15 protein-coding genes and 3 tRNA genes are annotated in these 16183 nt (G+C 62.1%); 14 read left to right on the top strand and 4 right to left on the bottom strand.

Annotated elements, in window-relative coordinates:
- Nucleotides 1–9 precede the first annotated feature (9 nt).
- From ltnD to denD, 5 genes are read left to right on the top strand one after another with little or no spacing between them, the layout of a single operon-like run.
- The gene (gene ltnD, locus ACP7DE_RS03075) at nt 10–909 is read left to right on the top strand and encodes an L-threonate dehydrogenase (protein WP_426070684.1); all 900 of its coding nucleotides are present in this window, start codon (nt 10–12) and stop codon (nt 907–909) included.
- A 21-nt stretch (nt 910–930) separates the two neighbouring features.
- Nucleotides 931–2232, top strand: coding sequence for a 3-oxo-tetronate kinase (otnK, locus tag ACP7DE_RS03070; protein ID WP_426070683.1), 1302 nt, complete (start codon nt 931–933; stop codon nt 2230–2232).
- On the top strand, nt 2229–2894 hold the full coding sequence (gene otnC, locus ACP7DE_RS03065; RefSeq protein WP_426070682.1) for a 3-oxo-tetronate 4-phosphate decarboxylase: 666 nt from the start codon (nt 2229–2231) through the stop codon (nt 2892–2894). The genes otnK and otnC overlap by 4 nt, the downstream gene beginning before the upstream one ends.
- Nucleotides 2895–2912: 18 nt before the next feature.
- Nucleotides 2913–3710, top strand: a complete 798-nt coding sequence (gene otnI, locus ACP7DE_RS03060) for a 2-oxo-tetronate isomerase (RefSeq protein ID WP_426070681.1) — start codon at nt 2913–2915, stop codon at nt 3708–3710.
- Nucleotides 3707–4684, top strand: a complete 978-nt coding sequence (gene denD, locus ACP7DE_RS03055; RefSeq protein ID WP_426070680.1) for a D-erythronate dehydrogenase — start codon at nt 3707–3709, stop codon at nt 4682–4684. The genes otnI and denD overlap by 4 nt, the downstream gene beginning before the upstream one ends.
- On the opposite strand, the gene ACP7DE_RS03050 is transcribed toward denD, so the two are convergent.
- Complete coding sequence (locus ACP7DE_RS03050) at nt 4681–5523, bottom strand: AraC family transcriptional regulator (RefSeq protein WP_426070679.1); 843 nt, start codon at nt 5521–5523, stop codon at nt 4681–4683. The genes denD and ACP7DE_RS03050 overlap by 4 nt on opposite strands.
- Nucleotides 5524–5579: 56 nt before the next feature.
- Here ACP7DE_RS03050 and ACP7DE_RS03045 point away from each other — a divergent pair, with 56 nt between their 5' ends.
- The gene (locus tag ACP7DE_RS03045; protein WP_426070678.1) at nt 5580–6077 is read left to right on the top strand and encodes a DUF3224 domain-containing protein; all 498 of its coding nucleotides are present in this window, start codon (nt 5580–5582) and stop codon (nt 6075–6077) included.
- A 35-nt stretch (nt 6078–6112) separates the two neighbouring features.
- On the opposite strand, the gene uvrB is transcribed toward ACP7DE_RS03045, so the two are convergent.
- A complete protein-coding gene (gene uvrB, locus ACP7DE_RS03040; RefSeq protein WP_426070677.1) occupies nt 6113–8200 on the bottom strand; it encodes an excinuclease ABC subunit UvrB in 2088 nt (695 codons plus the stop codon).
- A 111-nt stretch (nt 8201–8311) separates the two neighbouring features.
- On the opposite strand from uvrB, the gene ACP7DE_RS03035 reads away from it, so the two are divergent.
- The 5 genes from ACP7DE_RS03035 (at nt 8312) to ACP7DE_RS03015 (ending at nt 10557) form a co-directional block, all read left to right on the top strand.
- Nucleotides 8312–9526, top strand: coding sequence for an aromatic amino acid transaminase (locus ACP7DE_RS03035; protein WP_426070676.1), 1215 nt, complete (start codon nt 8312–8314; stop codon nt 9524–9526).
- Nucleotides 9527–9657: 131 nt separating this feature from the next.
- Nucleotides 9658–9733: transfer RNA gene (locus ACP7DE_RS03030), tRNA-Asn, on the top strand.
- Between the two features lie 132 nt (nt 9734–9865).
- Nucleotides 9866–9941, top strand: a tRNA-Asn gene (locus tag ACP7DE_RS03025).
- Between the two features lie 123 nt (nt 9942–10064).
- Nucleotides 10065–10391, top strand: coding sequence for a Dabb family protein (locus ACP7DE_RS03020; RefSeq protein ID WP_426070675.1), 327 nt, complete (start codon nt 10065–10067; stop codon nt 10389–10391).
- A 90-nt stretch (nt 10392–10481) separates the two neighbouring features.
- Nucleotides 10482–10557: transfer RNA gene (locus tag ACP7DE_RS03015), tRNA-Asn, on the top strand.
- A 113-nt stretch (nt 10558–10670) separates the two neighbouring features.
- On the opposite strand, the gene ACP7DE_RS03010 is transcribed toward ACP7DE_RS03015, so the two are convergent.
- Nucleotides 10671–11642: an alpha/beta fold hydrolase gene (locus tag ACP7DE_RS03010; protein ID WP_426070674.1), complete on the bottom strand. Its 972-nt coding sequence runs from the start codon at nt 11640–11642 to the stop codon at nt 10671–10673.
- An 87-nt stretch (nt 11643–11729) separates the two neighbouring features.
- Nucleotides 11730–11984, bottom strand: a complete 255-nt coding sequence (locus ACP7DE_RS03005) for a hypothetical protein (RefSeq protein WP_426070673.1) — start codon at nt 11982–11984, stop codon at nt 11730–11732.
- Between the two features lie 356 nt (nt 11985–12340).
- Here ACP7DE_RS03005 and ACP7DE_RS03000 point away from each other — a divergent pair, with 356 nt between their 5' ends.
- Genes ACP7DE_RS03000 through ACP7DE_RS02990 form a run of 3 tightly spaced genes read left to right on the top strand, consistent with a single transcriptional unit; the run spans nt 12341 to nt 16121 of the window.
- Entirely contained in the window at nt 12341–13000 is a 660-nt protein-coding gene (locus ACP7DE_RS03000; protein ID WP_426070672.1) for a sugar dehydrogenase complex small subunit, read from the top strand.
- On the top strand, nt 12997–14655 hold the full coding sequence (locus ACP7DE_RS02995; protein ID WP_426070671.1) for a GMC family oxidoreductase: 1659 nt from the start codon (nt 12997–12999) through the stop codon (nt 14653–14655). The genes ACP7DE_RS03000 and ACP7DE_RS02995 overlap by 4 nt, the downstream gene beginning before the upstream one ends.
- Nucleotides 14652–16121, top strand: coding sequence for a c-type cytochrome (locus ACP7DE_RS02990; protein ID WP_426070670.1), 1470 nt, complete (start codon nt 14652–14654; stop codon nt 16119–16121). Before ACP7DE_RS02995 ends, ACP7DE_RS02990 begins: the two co-directional genes overlap by 4 nt.
- Nucleotides 16122–16183 lie beyond the last annotated feature (62 nt).

Here is a 16183-nt window from a genome sequence, read left to right as displayed (position 1 = left end):
GAGCAAAAAATGACCGCAACAATCGAAAAAGTGGGCGTGATCGGCCTGGGCGCCATGGGCATGGGCATCGCGCAATCGTTGCTGCGCGCTGGCTTCGAAGTGCATGCCTGCGACGTGCGCCCTGACACCGTGCAAAAGCTGGTGGAGCTGGGCGCCCGGGCTGCCGCGTCGCCTGCCGCGCTGGCGGCGCAGGTGCAAGCCTTGCTGATCGTCGTCGTCAATGCGCAGCAGACGGAGAGCGTGCTGTTTGGCGAGCAGGGCGCCGCCAGCGCTCTGGCGCCGGGCAGCGTGGTGATCGCCTGCGCCACCGTGGCGCCCGAGTTTGCCGAGGCCCTAGGCACACGCTTGGCAGCCATGGGGCTGCGCTTCATCGACGCGCCCATTTCCGGTGGCGCGGCCAAGGCGGCTGCCGGCGAGATGTCGGTGATGGCGGCCGGCGCGCCCGATGCTTTTGACGCCTGTGCCGGCATTTTCGATGCCATCTGCGCCAGGCTGTACCGGCTGGGCAAACAGCCGGGGCAAGGCTCCAAGGTCAAGATGATCAACCAGCTGCTGGCCGGCGTGCACATCGCCGCCGCCGCCGAAGCGATGGCGCTGGGCTTGCGTGCCGGCTGCGATCCGGACGCCCTGTACGAAGTCATTTCGAACAGCGCCGGCAGTTCCTGGATGTTCCAGAATCGCGTGCCGCATATCCTGAAGGGCGACTATACGCCGTTGTCGGCCGTGAATATCTTCGTCAAGGATTTGGGCATCGTGCTCGATTACGCGAAGAAAAGCGTGTTCCCATTACCTCTGTCGGCCACGGCGCACCAGATGTTCATGCAGGCGTCGGCCGCCGGTTTTGGCGGCGAGGACGACTCCGCCGTCATCAAGCTTTTCCCTGGAATTACATTGCCGGCGAAAGCGTAACTGAATCAAGAAGGAACCATCATGACTGTATTACTGGGATGTATCGCCGACGATTTCACGGGTGGCACCGACCTGGCCGGCATGCTGGTCAAGGCCGGCATGCGCACGGTGCAATTGATCGGTGTGCCGCAAGGGCCGCCACCTGGCGACGTCGATGCCGTCGTCATCGCCCTCAAGTCGCGCACGAATGCACCTGAGGACGCGGTGGCCGAGTCGCTGGCCGCGCTGGCCTGGCTGCAGCAGGCGGGATGCCGCCAGTTCTACTTCAAGTACTGCTCCACGTTCGACTCCACGCCGCGCGGTAATATCGGTCCCGTGGCGGAGGCGTTGATGCGGGCGCTCGACACGGACTTCACGATTGTCTGCCCCGCGTTCCCCGCCAACGGACGCACCGTCTACAAGGGCAACCTGTTCGTCGGCGACGTGCCGCTGGCCGAATCAAGCATGCGCGATCACCCTTTGACACCGATGACGGATTCCAACCTGGTGCGCGTGCTGCAGCAGCAGGTGCAAGCCAAGGTGGGCCTGGCCGATTTTTCCGTGGTGGAGAAGGGCGCCACCGCCATCGCCCAGCGCTTCACCGACCTGCGCGGGCAGGGCTGCCATTTCGCCGTCGTCGATGCCGTCTCGAACCGCGACCTGGAAGCCATCGGCGCGGCCTGCGCCGACTTGAAACTGATTACGGGAGGCTCCGGCATCGCACTGGGACTGCCGCACAATTTCCGCCAGCGGGGCCAGCTGGCGCCGTCGCCTGCAGGGCAGGCCGGGCGCTTGCCGCCGGCGTCCGGTTTCCGTGCCGTGATCTCGGGTAGCTGCTCGGTGGCCACGCAGCAGCAGGTGGCGCACCTGCGCGAACTGGCGCCGTCATTCCACGTCGATCCACTACAACTTGCCGCGGGCGGCGAGGTGGTGGACGCCGTGGTGGAGCAGGCACTGGAATGGGCTGGCGCGCACCTGGCGCAAGGCCCTGTCCTGATTTATGCCACGGCCACGCCGGACGCCGTGCGTGCCGTGCAGGCGCAGCTGGGCGTGGAGCGGGCCGGCGCCCTCGTCGAGGAAACCCTGGCCTCCATCGCACAAGGGTTGGTGCGCCTGGGCGTGGGCCAGCTGATCGTCGCTGGCGGCGAAACTTCGGGCGCTGTCGTCAAGGCGTTGGGTGTGGCTGGCTTGCGCATTGGTCCCGAGATCGATCCTGGCGTACCCTGGACGCAAGCCTTGCCTGCGCCGGGCGACGATGGCAGGGCGCCTTTGGTGCTGGCCCTCAAGTCCGGCAATTTCGGCACGGTGGATTTCTTCAGCAAGGCCTGGCAGGTGCTGGCATGAATACCGCTGCGATTCACACTTCTTCAGAAGAGATGCGCCAGCGCGAGCAGATCGTCGACTTCGGCAAATCGCTGTTCCAACGGGGCTTGACTGCCGGCAGCAGCGGCAACTTGAGCGTGCGCCTGTTCGATGGCTGGCTGCTGACGCCGACGAATGCCAGCCTGGGGCGGCTCGATCCCGCGCAATTGTCTAAGCTGGACTGGGACGGCAACTTGCTCAGCGGTGCGCCGCCGTCAAAAGAGGCATTTCTGCACCGCGCCATGTACCAGGAACGGGGCAGCGCCGGTGCCATCGTGCATTTGCACTCGACACATTCGGCGGCCGTGTCGTGCATGTGCGGCCTGAATCATGACGATTGCATCCCGCCGCTCACGCCATACTTTGTGATGAAGGTGGGGCGTTTGCCGCTGGTGCCATATCACCGTCCGGGCGACCCGGCGCTGGCGGGGGCGATTGGCGCCATGGCGCGCAAGCATTCGGCCGTGCTGCTGGCCAACCACGGTCCCGTGGTCTCTGGCACCAGCCTGGAAGCGGCCGTGTATGCGGCCGAGGAACTGGAAGAGACGGCCAAGCTGTTCCTGCTGCTGCGCGACGTACCCACGCGCCCGCTCGACGCGGCGCAGATCGCGGACTTGAAGCACACATTCAAACTTGACATATAAGAAATCCAGGAGATACGCATGCCCCGTTTTGCCGCCAATCTGACCATGATGTTTAACGAAGTGCCTTTCCCGCAGCGCTTTGCCGCCGCCGCGCAAGCGGGCTTCCAGGGCGTCGAATTCCTTTTTCCGTATGACCACGCGCCGCAGGAGGTAGCCGGCTGGCTGCGCGAGCACGGCTTGCAGAATGTGCTGTTCAACCTGCCGCCGGGCGACTGGGCTGCAGGTGAGCGGGGCATCGCCTCGCTGCCGGGCCGCGAAGCGGAGTTCCGCGCGGGCGTGGCGCGTGGCATCGAGTATGCGCTGGCGCTGGGCACGCCGCGCGTGCACATGATGGCGGGCCTGCTGCCCGTGGGCGCCGATATCGAATTGCACCGCGCCACCTACCTGGTCAATTTGAAGTACGCGGCGCAGGCCGTGGGCGAGCATGGCATTGAACTCTTGATCGAACCGATCAACGGACGCGACATGCCTGGCTACTTCCTCGTCACGCAGGCGCAGGGCCATGCGTTGCGCCTTGAGTCTGGCGCTTCCAACGTCAAGGTGCAGATGGATTTTTATCACACGCAGATCGTCGAAGGCGATATCGCCATGACGTTCAGGAACAACTTCGATGGCATCGGCCACGTGCAGATCGCCAGCGTCCCGACGCGCCATGAACCGGACGATGGCGAAGTCAATTACCCGTATTTATTTAGGCTGCTCGATGAGCTGGGCTACCAGGGCTGGATCGGCTGCGAATACCGTCCGCGCGGACGCACCGAGGATGGCCTGGGCTGGCTCGCCGCCTACAACAACAAGCAAGGAGAATTGAAATGAAAGTACTGATCACCGGCGGCGCCGGTTTCCTGGGACAGCGCCTGGCGCGCCAGCTGCTGGCGCAAGGTCGGTTGACGGACAGCCAGGGGCAGTTGCAGGCTATCAGCGAGCTGGTACTGGTCGACGTGGTGGCTGCGCATGACTTCAATGATGCGCGCGTCAAGGTGGTCACCGGCGACATCGCCGACGGCATCCTGATGCGCGCCACCATCGATGCGCAGACGGCATCCATATTCCATCTTGCCGCCATCGTCAGCGGCCAGGCGGAAGCCGATTTCGAGCTGGGCATGCGCATCAACCTCGACGCTTCGCGCCTGCTGCTCGACATCTGCCGCGAACTGGGGCACAAGCCGAAGGTTGTGTTTACCAGCTCCGTGGCCGTGTATGGTGGCCAGTTGCCGGACGTGGTGCAAGATACGACGGCCTTGAATCCCCAGTCATCGTACGGCGCGCAAAAGGCCATCGGCGAATTGTTGCTCAACGATTACAGCCGCCGCGGCTTTGTCGACGGGCGCGTGCTGCGCCTGCCGACCATCAGCGTGCGCCCGGGCAAGCCGAACAAGGCGGCATCGTCTTTCGCCAGCGGCATCATCCGCGAACCCTTGAATGGCGAAGCGGCTGTCTGCCCCGTGGCCACCGATTTGCGTCTGTGGCTGCTGTCGCCGCGCGGCGCCATCGCCTCCCTGATCGCCGGCCACGAACTGGCGGGCGAGATGTTTGGTGCCAGCCGCACGGTGAACTTGCCTGGCCTGTCGGTCAGCGTCGGCGAGATGATCGCCGCGCTGGAGCAAGTCGCTGGCGCGGACGTCGTGGCCCGCATCAGCTATGCGCCCGATCCTGCTGTCGAGCGCATCGTCCAGAGCTGGCCCGGTGCCTGGGACACGGCCCGCGCCGAAGCCCTGGGCTTGACGGCCGATGCGGATTTCGCCAGCATCATCCGTGCGTACATGGACGACGTCAATGCGCCTGCTTAGACTGACTTGGGCAGCTGCGAGCGGCGATAGTCGAGCGGCGTGCTGCCCACCAGTTCCGTAAAACTGCGGCTGAAATGGGCCTGGTCAAAAAAGCCCAGTGCATGCGCCAGGCTGGCCAGGTCGGGCGCATCGGGCTGCGCCAGGCGCCAGATCGCCTCCTGCAGACGGTAGCGCTGGATCACCCATTTCGGCGGCACGCCCACGTAGTTGGCGAACAGGCGCTGCAGCCTGCGTTCGCCTATGGCCATTTTTTCGCACAGTTGCGCCACACTTGCCGGACCGTTGTGGGCCGCTGCCGCGGCAGTCAAGCGCGCGGCCAGCAGGGCAGCATCATCGATCTGCGGCAGCCTTGCCAGCAGCAGTGCCTGTGCCTGCGCCACCATGGCCAGATCGTCGGACTCGCCTAACACCCGCGCCTCGGCTTGGGCTGCCGGCATGCCCAGCGGCGCATCTGCCGCGATGGTCGTGTCGGTGAAGGTTGACAGTGGCTGCGCGATGAACGGGCGCAGGCCGCCCGGCGCGAAACGCACGCCCAATACTTTGCCCGCACCTCTCAAAGGCCTGTCAAAGGCGCCGCGTACCACGCCATGGATGGCGGTGCGGCCAGCGTCGAAAACCAGGTGGGCGTTCGGGTACGGCAGCACGCGTTGCGTCTCCGGCGCGCAGCCCCGCCTGTCCCATTCGACCACCCAGTAATACTCGATGAACGGTGCCAGCGCGGCAGCCGGTGGATAGGTCGCCAGGCGTATCCGGCGCGCCGCCGCCTGTGGATCGACGATGCCTTTCGGTGCTTGCCCGCGCGCGTCGAGCAGATTGGCCGCGTTGTCGGTTTTATCCAATACTTGTCTCCTGCGCGGCTTTAAGCTGGCTCTCTCGCATTGATCGAAAGTGAATCATGAAATCACACAGTTTGTCTGGCCTGATGCTGGCCGCATGTTGTCTATCGGTGGCGCCAGCCGGCGCCACCTCGTCTGCAGAGGGAGATCATCGCATGCACGCGCACGCTACGGGAAGTTTTAGCATCACCATGACGCCGGCCACGGCGCCGCAACGCGCGGGGCGCACAACCTTGGGAAGGGCGCTGCTCGAGAAGGTGTATGCGGGCGACCTTGTCGCCACTGCCACGGGGCAGATGCTCAACGGCGTCACCGACACCCAAGGCGCGGCCGGCTATGTCGCCATGGAAGCCATCACGGGCGTCCTGCAGGGAAAAGAGGGCAGCTTCGTGGCGCAGCATGCGGGCACGATGGCCGACGGCAGGCAGGAGCTGAGCATCGTCATCGTGCCGCATTCCGGCACGGGGCAACTGACGGGCATCAGCGGGACCCTGACCATACGCATTGAAAATGGCCAGCATTTCTACGACATCGACTATTCGCTGCCGGAGCCGTAAGCGGGCCAAGGCACGGCCCAGGCACCGATGGCAGCTTATTTACCCAGCATCGACGCCACATTGTCCGTGCCCGGCGCGCCGAACAGCTGCTGCTTGAGGATGTGCAGCTGGTCGCGCACTTGCGCCGCTTTTTCGAACTCCAGGTTCTTGGCGTGGTCGACCATCAGTTTTTCCAGGCGCTTGATTTCTTTGCTGACCTGCTTTTCGCTCATGGCTTCGAACTTTGCCGCATCCTGCGCCACTTGCAAGGTTTCGCGCGCTTCCTGCGGGCTGTAGACGCCGTCGATCATTTCGCGGATCGATTTTTTCACGCCGACCGGAATGATGTTATTGGCCGTGTTGAAGGCGATCTGCTTGGCGCGGCGGCGTTCCGTCTCGTCGATGGCGCGGCGCATGGAATCCGTGATGCGGTCGCCGTACAGGATCGCCGTGCCGTTCAGGTTACGCGCGGCGCGACCGATGGTCTGGATCAGGCTGCGCTCGGAGCGCAAGAAGCCTTCCTTGTCCGCGTCGAGGATGGCGACCAGCGACACTTCCGGCAAGTCCAGGCCCTCGCGCAGCAGGTTGATCCCCACCAGCACGTCGAAGGTGCCCAGGCGCAGGTCGCGCAGGATTTCCACGCGTTCGACCGTTTCGATATCGCTGTGCAGGTAGCGCACCTTGATGCCATGGTCGCCCAGGTATTCCGTCAATTGCTCCGACATGCGCTTGGTCAGGGTCGTCACGAGCACGCGCTCGTCCTTCTTGATGCGCTCGACGATTTCCGACATCAGGTCGTCCACCTGCGTGCTTGCGGGACGCACGATGATCTGCGGGTCGACCAGGCCCGTGGGGCGGACCACCTGTTCGACCACCTGGTCCGAATGGGTCTTTTCGTAGTCGCCCGGGGTAGCCGAGACGAACACGGTCTGGCGCATCTTCTGCTCGAATTCCTCGAATTTCAAAGGCCGGTTATCCAGCGCCGACGGCAGGCGGAAGCCATAGTCGACCAGGTTCGTCTTGCGCGAGCGGTCGCCGTTGTACATGGCGCTCAACTGGCCCGTCAGCACGTGCGACTCGTCGAGGAACATCAAGGCGTCGGGCGGCAGATAGTCGACCAGGGTCGGCGGCGGTTCACCCGGCAGCGCGCCGGACAGGTGGCGCGAATAGTTCTCGATGCCCTTGGTAAAACCGATTTCCGCCATCATTTCCAGGTCGAAGCGCGTGCGCTGTTCCAGACGCTGCTCTTCGATCAGCTTGTTTTCCTTGCGGAAGAACTCCAGACGCTCGCGCAGCTCGTCCTTGATGGTTTCCACGGCGCGCAGCACGGTGGAGCGGGGCGTCACGTAATGCGAACCCGGGTACACGGTGAAGCGGGGGATTTTTTGCCGCACGCGGCCCGTCAGCGGGTCGAACAGTTGGATCGATTCGATCTCGTCGTCGAACATTTCCAGGCGCACGGCCAGTTCCGCATGCTCGGCGGGGAAGATGTCGATGGTATCGCCGCGCACGCGGAAGGTGCCGCGGCCGAAGTCGACCTCGTTGCGCGTGTACTGCATCTGGATCAGACGCGCGATGACGTCGCGCTGGCTGACCCTGTCTTTTACGCGCAACGTCAAAATCATCTGGTGGTATTCGTTCGGGTTACCGATACCGTAGATGGCCGAGACGGTGGCGACGATGATGACATCGCGCCGTTCCATCAGCGACTTGGTGCACGACAAACGCATCTGCTCGATGTGCTCATTGATCGACGAGTCCTTTTCGATGAACAGGTCGCGCTGCGGCACGTAGGCTTCGGGCTGGTAGTAATCGTAGTAGCTGACGAAGTATTCGACGGCATTCTGCGGGAAAAAGTCGCGGAACTCGCTGTACAGCTGCGCCGCCAAGGTCTTGTTCGGCGCGAAGACGATGGCCGGCCGGCCCATGCGCGCGATGACGTTGGCCATGGTGTAGGTCTTGCCGGAACCGGTCACGCCCAGCAGGGTCTGGAAGGCCAGGCCGTCGGCAATCCCCTCGGACAACTGGGCGATCGCCGCCGGCTGATCGCCGGCCGGAGAGAAGGGCTGGTGCAGCTTGAAGGGGGAATCCGGGAAAGAGATAATTGCGCTTTCCGCCTCGCTGGCGGTAGATAATTCGGGCATGTGAATCAGACCTTTGTTAGAATAGTGCTCTGCTGGCGGCCCTGGCGTTGTATTCGGGGCGCTGTCTACAACTCCGCTGTGAACCTGCTTCCAATCGAATCCAATCTTATCATGACGAACCCAACTGTTTCTGCCAGTCTGTTTAGCGCCATCGAGATGGCCCCACGCGACCCGATCCTGGGCATCACCGAAGCATTTAACGCGGACCAGAATCCCGCCAAAATCAATCTGGGCGTTGGCGTCTATTATGACGACAACGGTAAAGTGCCTCTGTTAGCTTGCGTACGCAAGGCAGAAGCCATCCTGATCGAACAGGGCACGCCACGCACCTATCTGCCGATCGAAGGCCTGGCTGCCTACGACAAGGCGGTGCAAGAACTCGTATTTGGCGCCGATAGCGCCGTTATTCAAGAGCGCCGCGCCATCACCGTGCAAGCCATCGGCGGCACGGGCGCATTGAAGATCGGTGCCGACTTCCTGCAGCGCTTCGCGCCGGGCGCACAAGTCTACATCAGCGACCCGAGCTGGGAAAACCACCGTGCGCTGTTCGAGAACGCCGGTTTCGTCGTGAATAACTACACGTACTACGATGCTGCCACCCATGGCGTGAACTTCGACGGCATGCTGGCCAGCCTGAATGCCATGCCAGCCGGCTCCATCGTCGTGCTGCACGCCTGCTGCCACAACCCGACCGGCGCCGACTTGAGCGTGGCCCAGTGGGATCAGATCATCAGCGTGGTCACGTCGCGCGGCCTGGTGCCGTTCCTGGACATGGCTTACCAGGGCTTTGCCAACGGCATTACCGAAGATGGCGCTGTGGTGCGCCGCTTTGCCGACGCGGGCGGCCCGCTGCTGGTATCGAACTCGTTCTCGAAATCGTTCTCGCTGTACGGCGAGCGCGTAGGCGCCCTGAGCGTCGTCGCTGCCAGCGCCGATGAGGCGGCCCGTCTGCTGTCGCAGCTAAAGCGCGTCGTGCGCACCAACTACTCGAACCCGCCTACGCATGGCGGCAAAGTGGTCGCTACCGTGCTGGCCACGCCGGAACTGCGCCAGTTGTGGGAAGAGGAACTGGCCGGCATGCGCGTGCGCATCCGTGAAATGCGCAATGCCTTCGTGGAAAAACTGAAGGCCAAGGCACCAGGCCACGACTTCGAATTCGTGCGTCAGCAAATCGGCATGTTCTCGTACTCGGGCCTGAGCAAGGAACAAGTGGCGACCCTGCGCGAGCAATCGATCTACGCCGTCGACACGGGTCGTATCTGCGTGGCAGCGTTGAATTCGCGCAATATCGACATCGTTATTGACGCGATCGCCAAAGTGCTTTAAGATATTGCTTCTTCGGCGCTGCATGCAAGTGTGGCGCTGATGGCAGTGGAAAGTCGGCGATGGTCGTGTTTGTCGAGATGCAGTATGCGTCTTGCAAATACGAAACAAGCGACATATAATATTGCCTCTTTTCCCTGATAGCTCAGTTGGTAGAGCGACGGACTGTTAATCCGCAGGTCCCTGGTTCGAGTCCAGGTCGGGGAGCCAGAATTCGAAAGGCCACGTTGAAAAACGTGGCCTTTTTTGTTTTTCACCACAGGCGCGAGTGGTGGCAAAAGTAGAATTTCCCTATGGGAATCTGGACATCTGAATAGTTGCCCTATATAATACGGCCTCTTTTCCCTGATAGCTCAGTTGGTAGAGCGACGGACTGTTAATCCGCAGGTCCCTGGTTCGAGTCCAGGTCGGGGAGCCAGAATTCGGAAGGCCATGTTGAAAAACATGGCCTTTTTTGTTTTACGCCGCCGCCAGCAGGGCTTGCCTGTGCGTGATCGCGTTTTGCGCTATCCTGAATGCATCACTTCAGGAGCACCTTCCCATGACTTGTACCTCCGCCTTGCGCCACATCGTCCTGTGCGACTTTCTCGATGGCATCACCTCCTCCAAGCATGCCGAACTCGTGTATGAGTTTTCCCAGCTCAAGCGCCACATTCCCGGCGTGCGGCAATTTGAATGGGGGCCGAATGTCAGTCCGGAAGGCCTCGATGATGGCTTTACCGATTGCTTTACCCTGACCTTCGACGATGCCGTCGCGCGCGACGTGTATCTGACCCACCCGGCCCACCTGGCCTTTGTCGAGCAACTCAAACCATGGCTGGGCCGCGTGCTGGTATTTGATTACTATCCGCAAGAGCAGCCTGGCTGACCGTCGGGCAAGGTGAGGCAGGAAAAATACACCTTTTTCAGGCGGAAATATGGACATCGCAAAATTTACCCTATAGAATGCGGCCTCTTTTCCCTGATAGCTCAGTTGGTAGAGCGACGGACTGTTAATCCGCAGGTCCCTGGTTCGAGTCCAGGTCGGGGAGCCAGAACATCAGCAGTATCGAAAAGCCCAGCCTTTAGCGGTTGGGCTTTTTGCGTTTCCGAGCTAATTCCGTGTCTAGTTGTGCGCAAAACGGCAGTCTGTCGGCGTCAGGCGCGCTTATTTGCTCGCTTGAATTGTCTCCAGCGTCTTGATGATGGCTTCTTGAAATTTCAGCGGTTCATCCTGGTGTATTTGATGCCCGGAATGCTCAAATAAGAACGACCCTTTCTTTGGCGCCTTCAAGGTCTCAAAATACGCTTGCGTGATCCTGGTCGAGGTCTGGATATCGTTTTTGCCGACGAAGAAATACACCGGGCAGTCAACGCTTTGCAAGGTCTTGGGCAGATCAATCTTCATGACCTCGTTCCATACGGGCGACCAGGTCTTTGACCATTGAAGAAAGCCCGTCTTGAAATCCGCACTCGTTGCAAATTCCTTGCCATCCTTGTAAAAAAGCCATTTCCTTAAATAAAACATGCTTTCGTCACTAGTAAACGGGAAGCTGATGCTGTCCAGTTCCTGGCTGGCGAGGGCATTGTCCTTGAAATGCACTTTCAAGGTTTTCAGCAATTCTTTTTCGCTGTCCAGCTGGCTCACGACAGGATTGGACGCGAAATACGCATGCAGTAGTTCCGGGTGATTCTTGACGATATAAAAGCCCAGGACGTTGCCCCAGGAACTGCCCAGCAAGTATATTTTTTCCTGCTTTAACTCTTTGCGCACAAATTGTATAACTTCATACGTATCCTTCTCCATCTGCCCAACGGACGGCTGGGTGGGGGAGGGATTTAGTTTCAATGTTTTTCCGGCGTCCCGCTGGTCCCATTGCACAATCGTAAATTTGCTTTTCAGGCTATTCGTAAAGGCATCCGCGCCCTTGATCATGGAGCTTCCCGGGCCGCCGGATAAAAACAGCAGGACGGGTTTGCTCGCGTCGTCTGTCTTGATTTCCACAAGCTGCTGTATGCCGCCAATGTCGGGCGTCAGGGTGGTGGTGACTTCAGTCGAGACGGGTTGTTTTTCCGGCATGGTTTGCGCTTGGCATCCATAGAAGGGAAACAGGGCTGTAAAGAGTACTGCCAAGGTCATTTTTTTTATCATGGTTTGAGGATCAGTTTCAGGTTGCTTGCAAGGGCGCCGCATTGCACGCGTGCATTGAGCGGCGCAGTTGAACAGCTATCTATCGCATGGCCTCCAGCGGGTACGTCGATATGCCTCCTTGTCAGAAAGTTGGTGTCGTAGAAATTGGCCTTGCCCGGCATGCAGCCGCAGCCCTTCCAGCGCCAGCGAGCACGACGGCACGCAGCGCCAGCCGATGACGGCGTGGGCGGCCGGCACCTGGCGCAAGTCGCCGCGCGTGGCGCTGTACAGCGCTGCGGCGAAGCCATCGTCATCGTCGCGCTGGACGCGCAAGCGATAGGGGACGGGCAAGCGGCAAGGCGTGCATCGGTGCTCCGGTAAGTTGTGCGGATGGCGGAGGTTGGTGGCGGTTGGTTGCAAATAAGCAGACGTGTTTGCCATGCTGCCAAGTTTTCCGCGTACTTGCAATCATTTCAAGCAAGCCGCAGGCATTCAGTCTTTATGCCGCTACGCCAGGAAGCCTGCGCGAAACGCCGGGATCGATGCAGAATCAAGGCAGCCATCTAAGACTCATTCCCCCGTATTAATACACCATTAGCAAACAATTTATTTCTGTAGGATAATGATGGAACCGGTTCCATTTATGCGCAAATGCGATGTGGCGCAATCATCGAAATCAACAAAATAACAAGTCTTGCGGGAGTCTTATGAATCATCCAGGCAGCGAACCATCTGCAACATCCATTTCATCCCTTCCCCGCATCAGCCGCCGCCACGCCCTGATCGGCCTTGCCGCCTTGCTGGCGCAGGCCGGTTTCTGGAGTAATCCGCTCTCGGCCGCCATGCAGTCTCCGGCCAGCGCTCCGGCGACCGGCCTGGCACCGGCCAGCATGCTGTTCTACACCTTGTCGCAAACCATCACCGGCCACCGCGATCTGTCTGCCGCGACGGCGGCGCGCATCGAGCAAGCCATGCGCACGAATGTGCCCGGCTTTGCCGAGCAGTCGTCACGGCTGGGCGCGCTGCTCGTCACGGGCCAGGAAGCCAAGGCGCTGCTGGCGGCCGCTACCGCCGCGGACGCCAGCTTGCGCGAGCTGGCGCTGGCCATCGTGGGCGCCTGGTACACGGGCACAGTGGCCGGCAACGCGGCGCAGGGCACGGAGTCCGTCGTCGTCGCCTATGCGGAAGCCTTGATGTACCGCACGGTGGCCGATGGCCAGGTCGTGCCCACGTATTGCAACTATGGCCCCCTGTGGTGGCTGAAGGCGCCGCCGGTCGTGCGCGTTTCCGCGCCCGTGGCGCCGAAACCCGTACCGGCCCCGGCCACCACTGGCACTCCCGAACCGAAAGGCAAGCAAGCAAAATGAAATCACCCCAATTCAAGAGTAATGGCGACGTCGTCGCCGATGTTGTCATCGTTGGCACCGGCGTGGTCGGCGCCATGATGGCCGACCAGCTGGCTGCCCAAGGCCATGCCGTGATCATGCTGGAAGCGGGCTTGCGCATCGAGCGGGGGCAAGCCGTGGAAAACTGGCGCAACATGCCGTTCGAGAACCGTGTCGGCTCGGACTTCCAGGGCCTGTATCCGCAGGCGGACAATGCGCCCGCACCGCTGTATTTTCCAAAAAACAACTATGTGGAATTGTCCGGCCCCAGCGGCAGCAGTTTCCAGCAGGGTTATCTGCGCACGGTGGGCGGCACCACCTGGCACTGGGCCGCGTCGTGCTGGCGTCATTTGCCGACCGACATGCGCATGAAAAGCAATTACGGGGTAGGGCGCGACTGGGCCATTTCCTACGATGAACTGGAACCGTACTATTGCCGCGCCGAGCAGGAAATGGGCGTGGCCGGCCCCAACGATCCCGCCTTGCAGTCGCCCAGCGAGCGCAGCGCGCCGTATCCGATGGACATGGTGCCCTGGGGTTATGGCGACCAGCGCTTCGCCGAAGTCGTCAACCCGCACGGCTACCGCTCCGTGCCTATTCCGCAAGGGCGCTCGACGCGTCCATGGCAGGGACGTCCCACCTGCTGCGGCAATAATAATTGCCAGCCCATCTGCCCTATCGGCGCCATGTACAACGGCATCCACCATGTGGAACGGGCCGAGCTGAAAGGCGCGGGCGTGCTGGCCGAGGCCGTCGTCTACCGCATCGACACGGACCAGAACAACCGCGTGACGGCCGTGCATTGGTATGACGCCAAGAAACAGTCGCATATGGCGACGGGCAAGGCCTTCGTGATTGCCTGCAACGGCATCGAGACGCCCCGTTTGTTGTTGCTGGCGGCGAACCAGAACAATCCGAACGGCATCGCCAATAGTTCCGACCAGGTGGGCCGCAATATGATGGACCACTCGGGTTTTCACTGTACTTTCCTCGCCAATGAGCCGATCTGGACGGGCCGTGGCCCGGCGCAGAGCAGCTGCCTGGTGGGGCCGCGCGACGGCGCCTTCCGTGCGCAGTATTCGGCCAACAAGATGATCCTGAACAACATCACCCGCGTGGGACCGGCTACCCAGCAGTCGCTCAAGCTGGGCCTGGTGGGCAAGGACCTGGACGATGAAATCCGCCGCCGCGCCGCGTTTGGCGTGGACCTGTCGATCAGCCTGGAACCGCTGCCCGAGGCGCACAACCGCTTGACCTTGAGCAAGACGCGCAAGGACCCGCTGGGTCTGGCCTGCCCCGACATTTATTATGACGTGGGCGATTACGTGCGCAATGGCGCGAAGGCCGCGCATGTACAGCTCGAGCACATCGGCAAGCTGTTCGGCGCCGTGGAATTCAATATCACCAGCAGCCTGAACGCGAATAACCACATCATGGGCGGCGTCATCATGGGATCGAACCGCGCCGATTCCGTGGTCGATGGCAATTGCCGTGCCCACGACCATGCCAATTTGTGGCTGCCGGGCGGCGGCGCCATGCCGTCGGCCAGCGTGGTCAACACGACCCTCAGCATGGCCGCGCTTGGTTTGCGCGCTGCCGACGACATTGCCCGCACCCTGGCAAGGGAGGCCGCATGATGCGCCGCCTGTGCTTCGCTCTCAGCCTGGCGTTGCTGACTGGCAGCGCTGTTGCAGCCGTGCCCGCCTCTGCGCCGCCCGTCACCCTCACACCGGACCGCCCGGCCGCGCCTGCGGCTGCCCGCCCTGATGCGCGCCTGGAGCGGGGCCGCTACCTGGCCATCGCCGCCGACTGCATGGCATGCCATACGGCGGCCGGCGGCAAGCCGTATGCGGGCGGCTACGCCATCGACTCGCCGCTGGGTACGATTTACGCGACGAATATCACACCATCGAAAAAAGGCGGCATCGGCCACTACACGGAAAGCGACTTTGCGCGCGCGCTGCGCGAAGGTGTGCGTGCCGATGGCAGCCATCTGTACCCGGCCATGCCCTACACCAGCTATGCGCAGCTGACGGATGCGGACATGGGCGACCTGTATTATTACTTCATGCAGGCCGTCAAACCTGTCGATGAGCCGGCGCGCCAGACGGTCCTGCCATTCCCATTCAATATGCGCCTGTCGATGCTGGGCTGGAACACCTTGTTCCTCGACAATAAACGCTTCGTGCCGGACCCGGCAAAGAGCGCGCAGATCAACCGCGGTGCCTACCTGGCCGAAGGCCTGGCGCACTGCAGCGCCTGTCACACGCCGCGCAATGTGCTGATGGCGGAAATCGGCAGCCAGACCCTGGCGGGCGCGTCGCTCGGTTCCTGGCACGCGCCGAACATCACGTCCGACAAGGTCAGCGGCATCGGCGCGTGGACGGACGCGGAACTCACTGCCTACCTGCAGACCGGTCACGTGGAAGGCAAGGGGCAGGCGGCGGGCGGCATGGCCGAAGCCATCCAGAACAGCCTGCAATTCCTGCGCGACGACGACGTGGCCGCCATCGTGGCATACTTGCGCACGGTGCCGGCCGTGCGCGCGCCGGGGCAGACCAAGGCCGCGTTCAGCCATGGCAGTGCCGGCAGCGAAGAACCGGTGCTGCGCGGCATGGCCAGCTCCACCGAGCACCATTCTCTGAATAGCGGCGCCGTCTTGTTTTCCGGCTATTGCGCCAGCTGCCATTCGGCCAGCGGCGCCGGCAGTACAGGCCAGGCGTATCCGGCCCTGTTCCGCAATACGGCGACGGGCGGCGCCACGCCGGCCAATCTGGTCTCGGCCATCCTGTTCGGCGTCGAGCGCAAGATCGAAGGCGAGGAGCACGAAGCCTTCATGCCCCGTTTCGACCAGCGTTCCTACGTGCAGCCATTGACGGACGAGCAGATCGCCTCGATCGCCAACTACGTGCTGAAGCAGTACGGCAACCCGGACGTGTCCGTCACCCCCGCCGACGTGGCGCAGGCGCGCAGCGGCGGCGAGAAGCCCGTGCTGGCGCGCATGCAGCCCTTCATGCTGCCCGGCGGCATCGTGGGCATCTTGCTGCTGATCGCGTTGTTCGTGTGGCTGCGCCGGCGCCGGTGCCGTCAATCCAACACCTGAGCGCCGTAGCGGTGGAGAAACGGCGGAGAATATGAACGTTGGGCGCAACTTGCAGTAAAATG

This window comes from Janthinobacterium sp. DSP2-3-3 (assembly GCF_049897325.1).
Taxonomy (GTDB): Bacteria; Pseudomonadota; Gammaproteobacteria; order Burkholderiales; family Burkholderiaceae_D; genus Janthinobacterium.
This window is presented reverse-complemented; position numbering and strand designations above follow the sequence as displayed.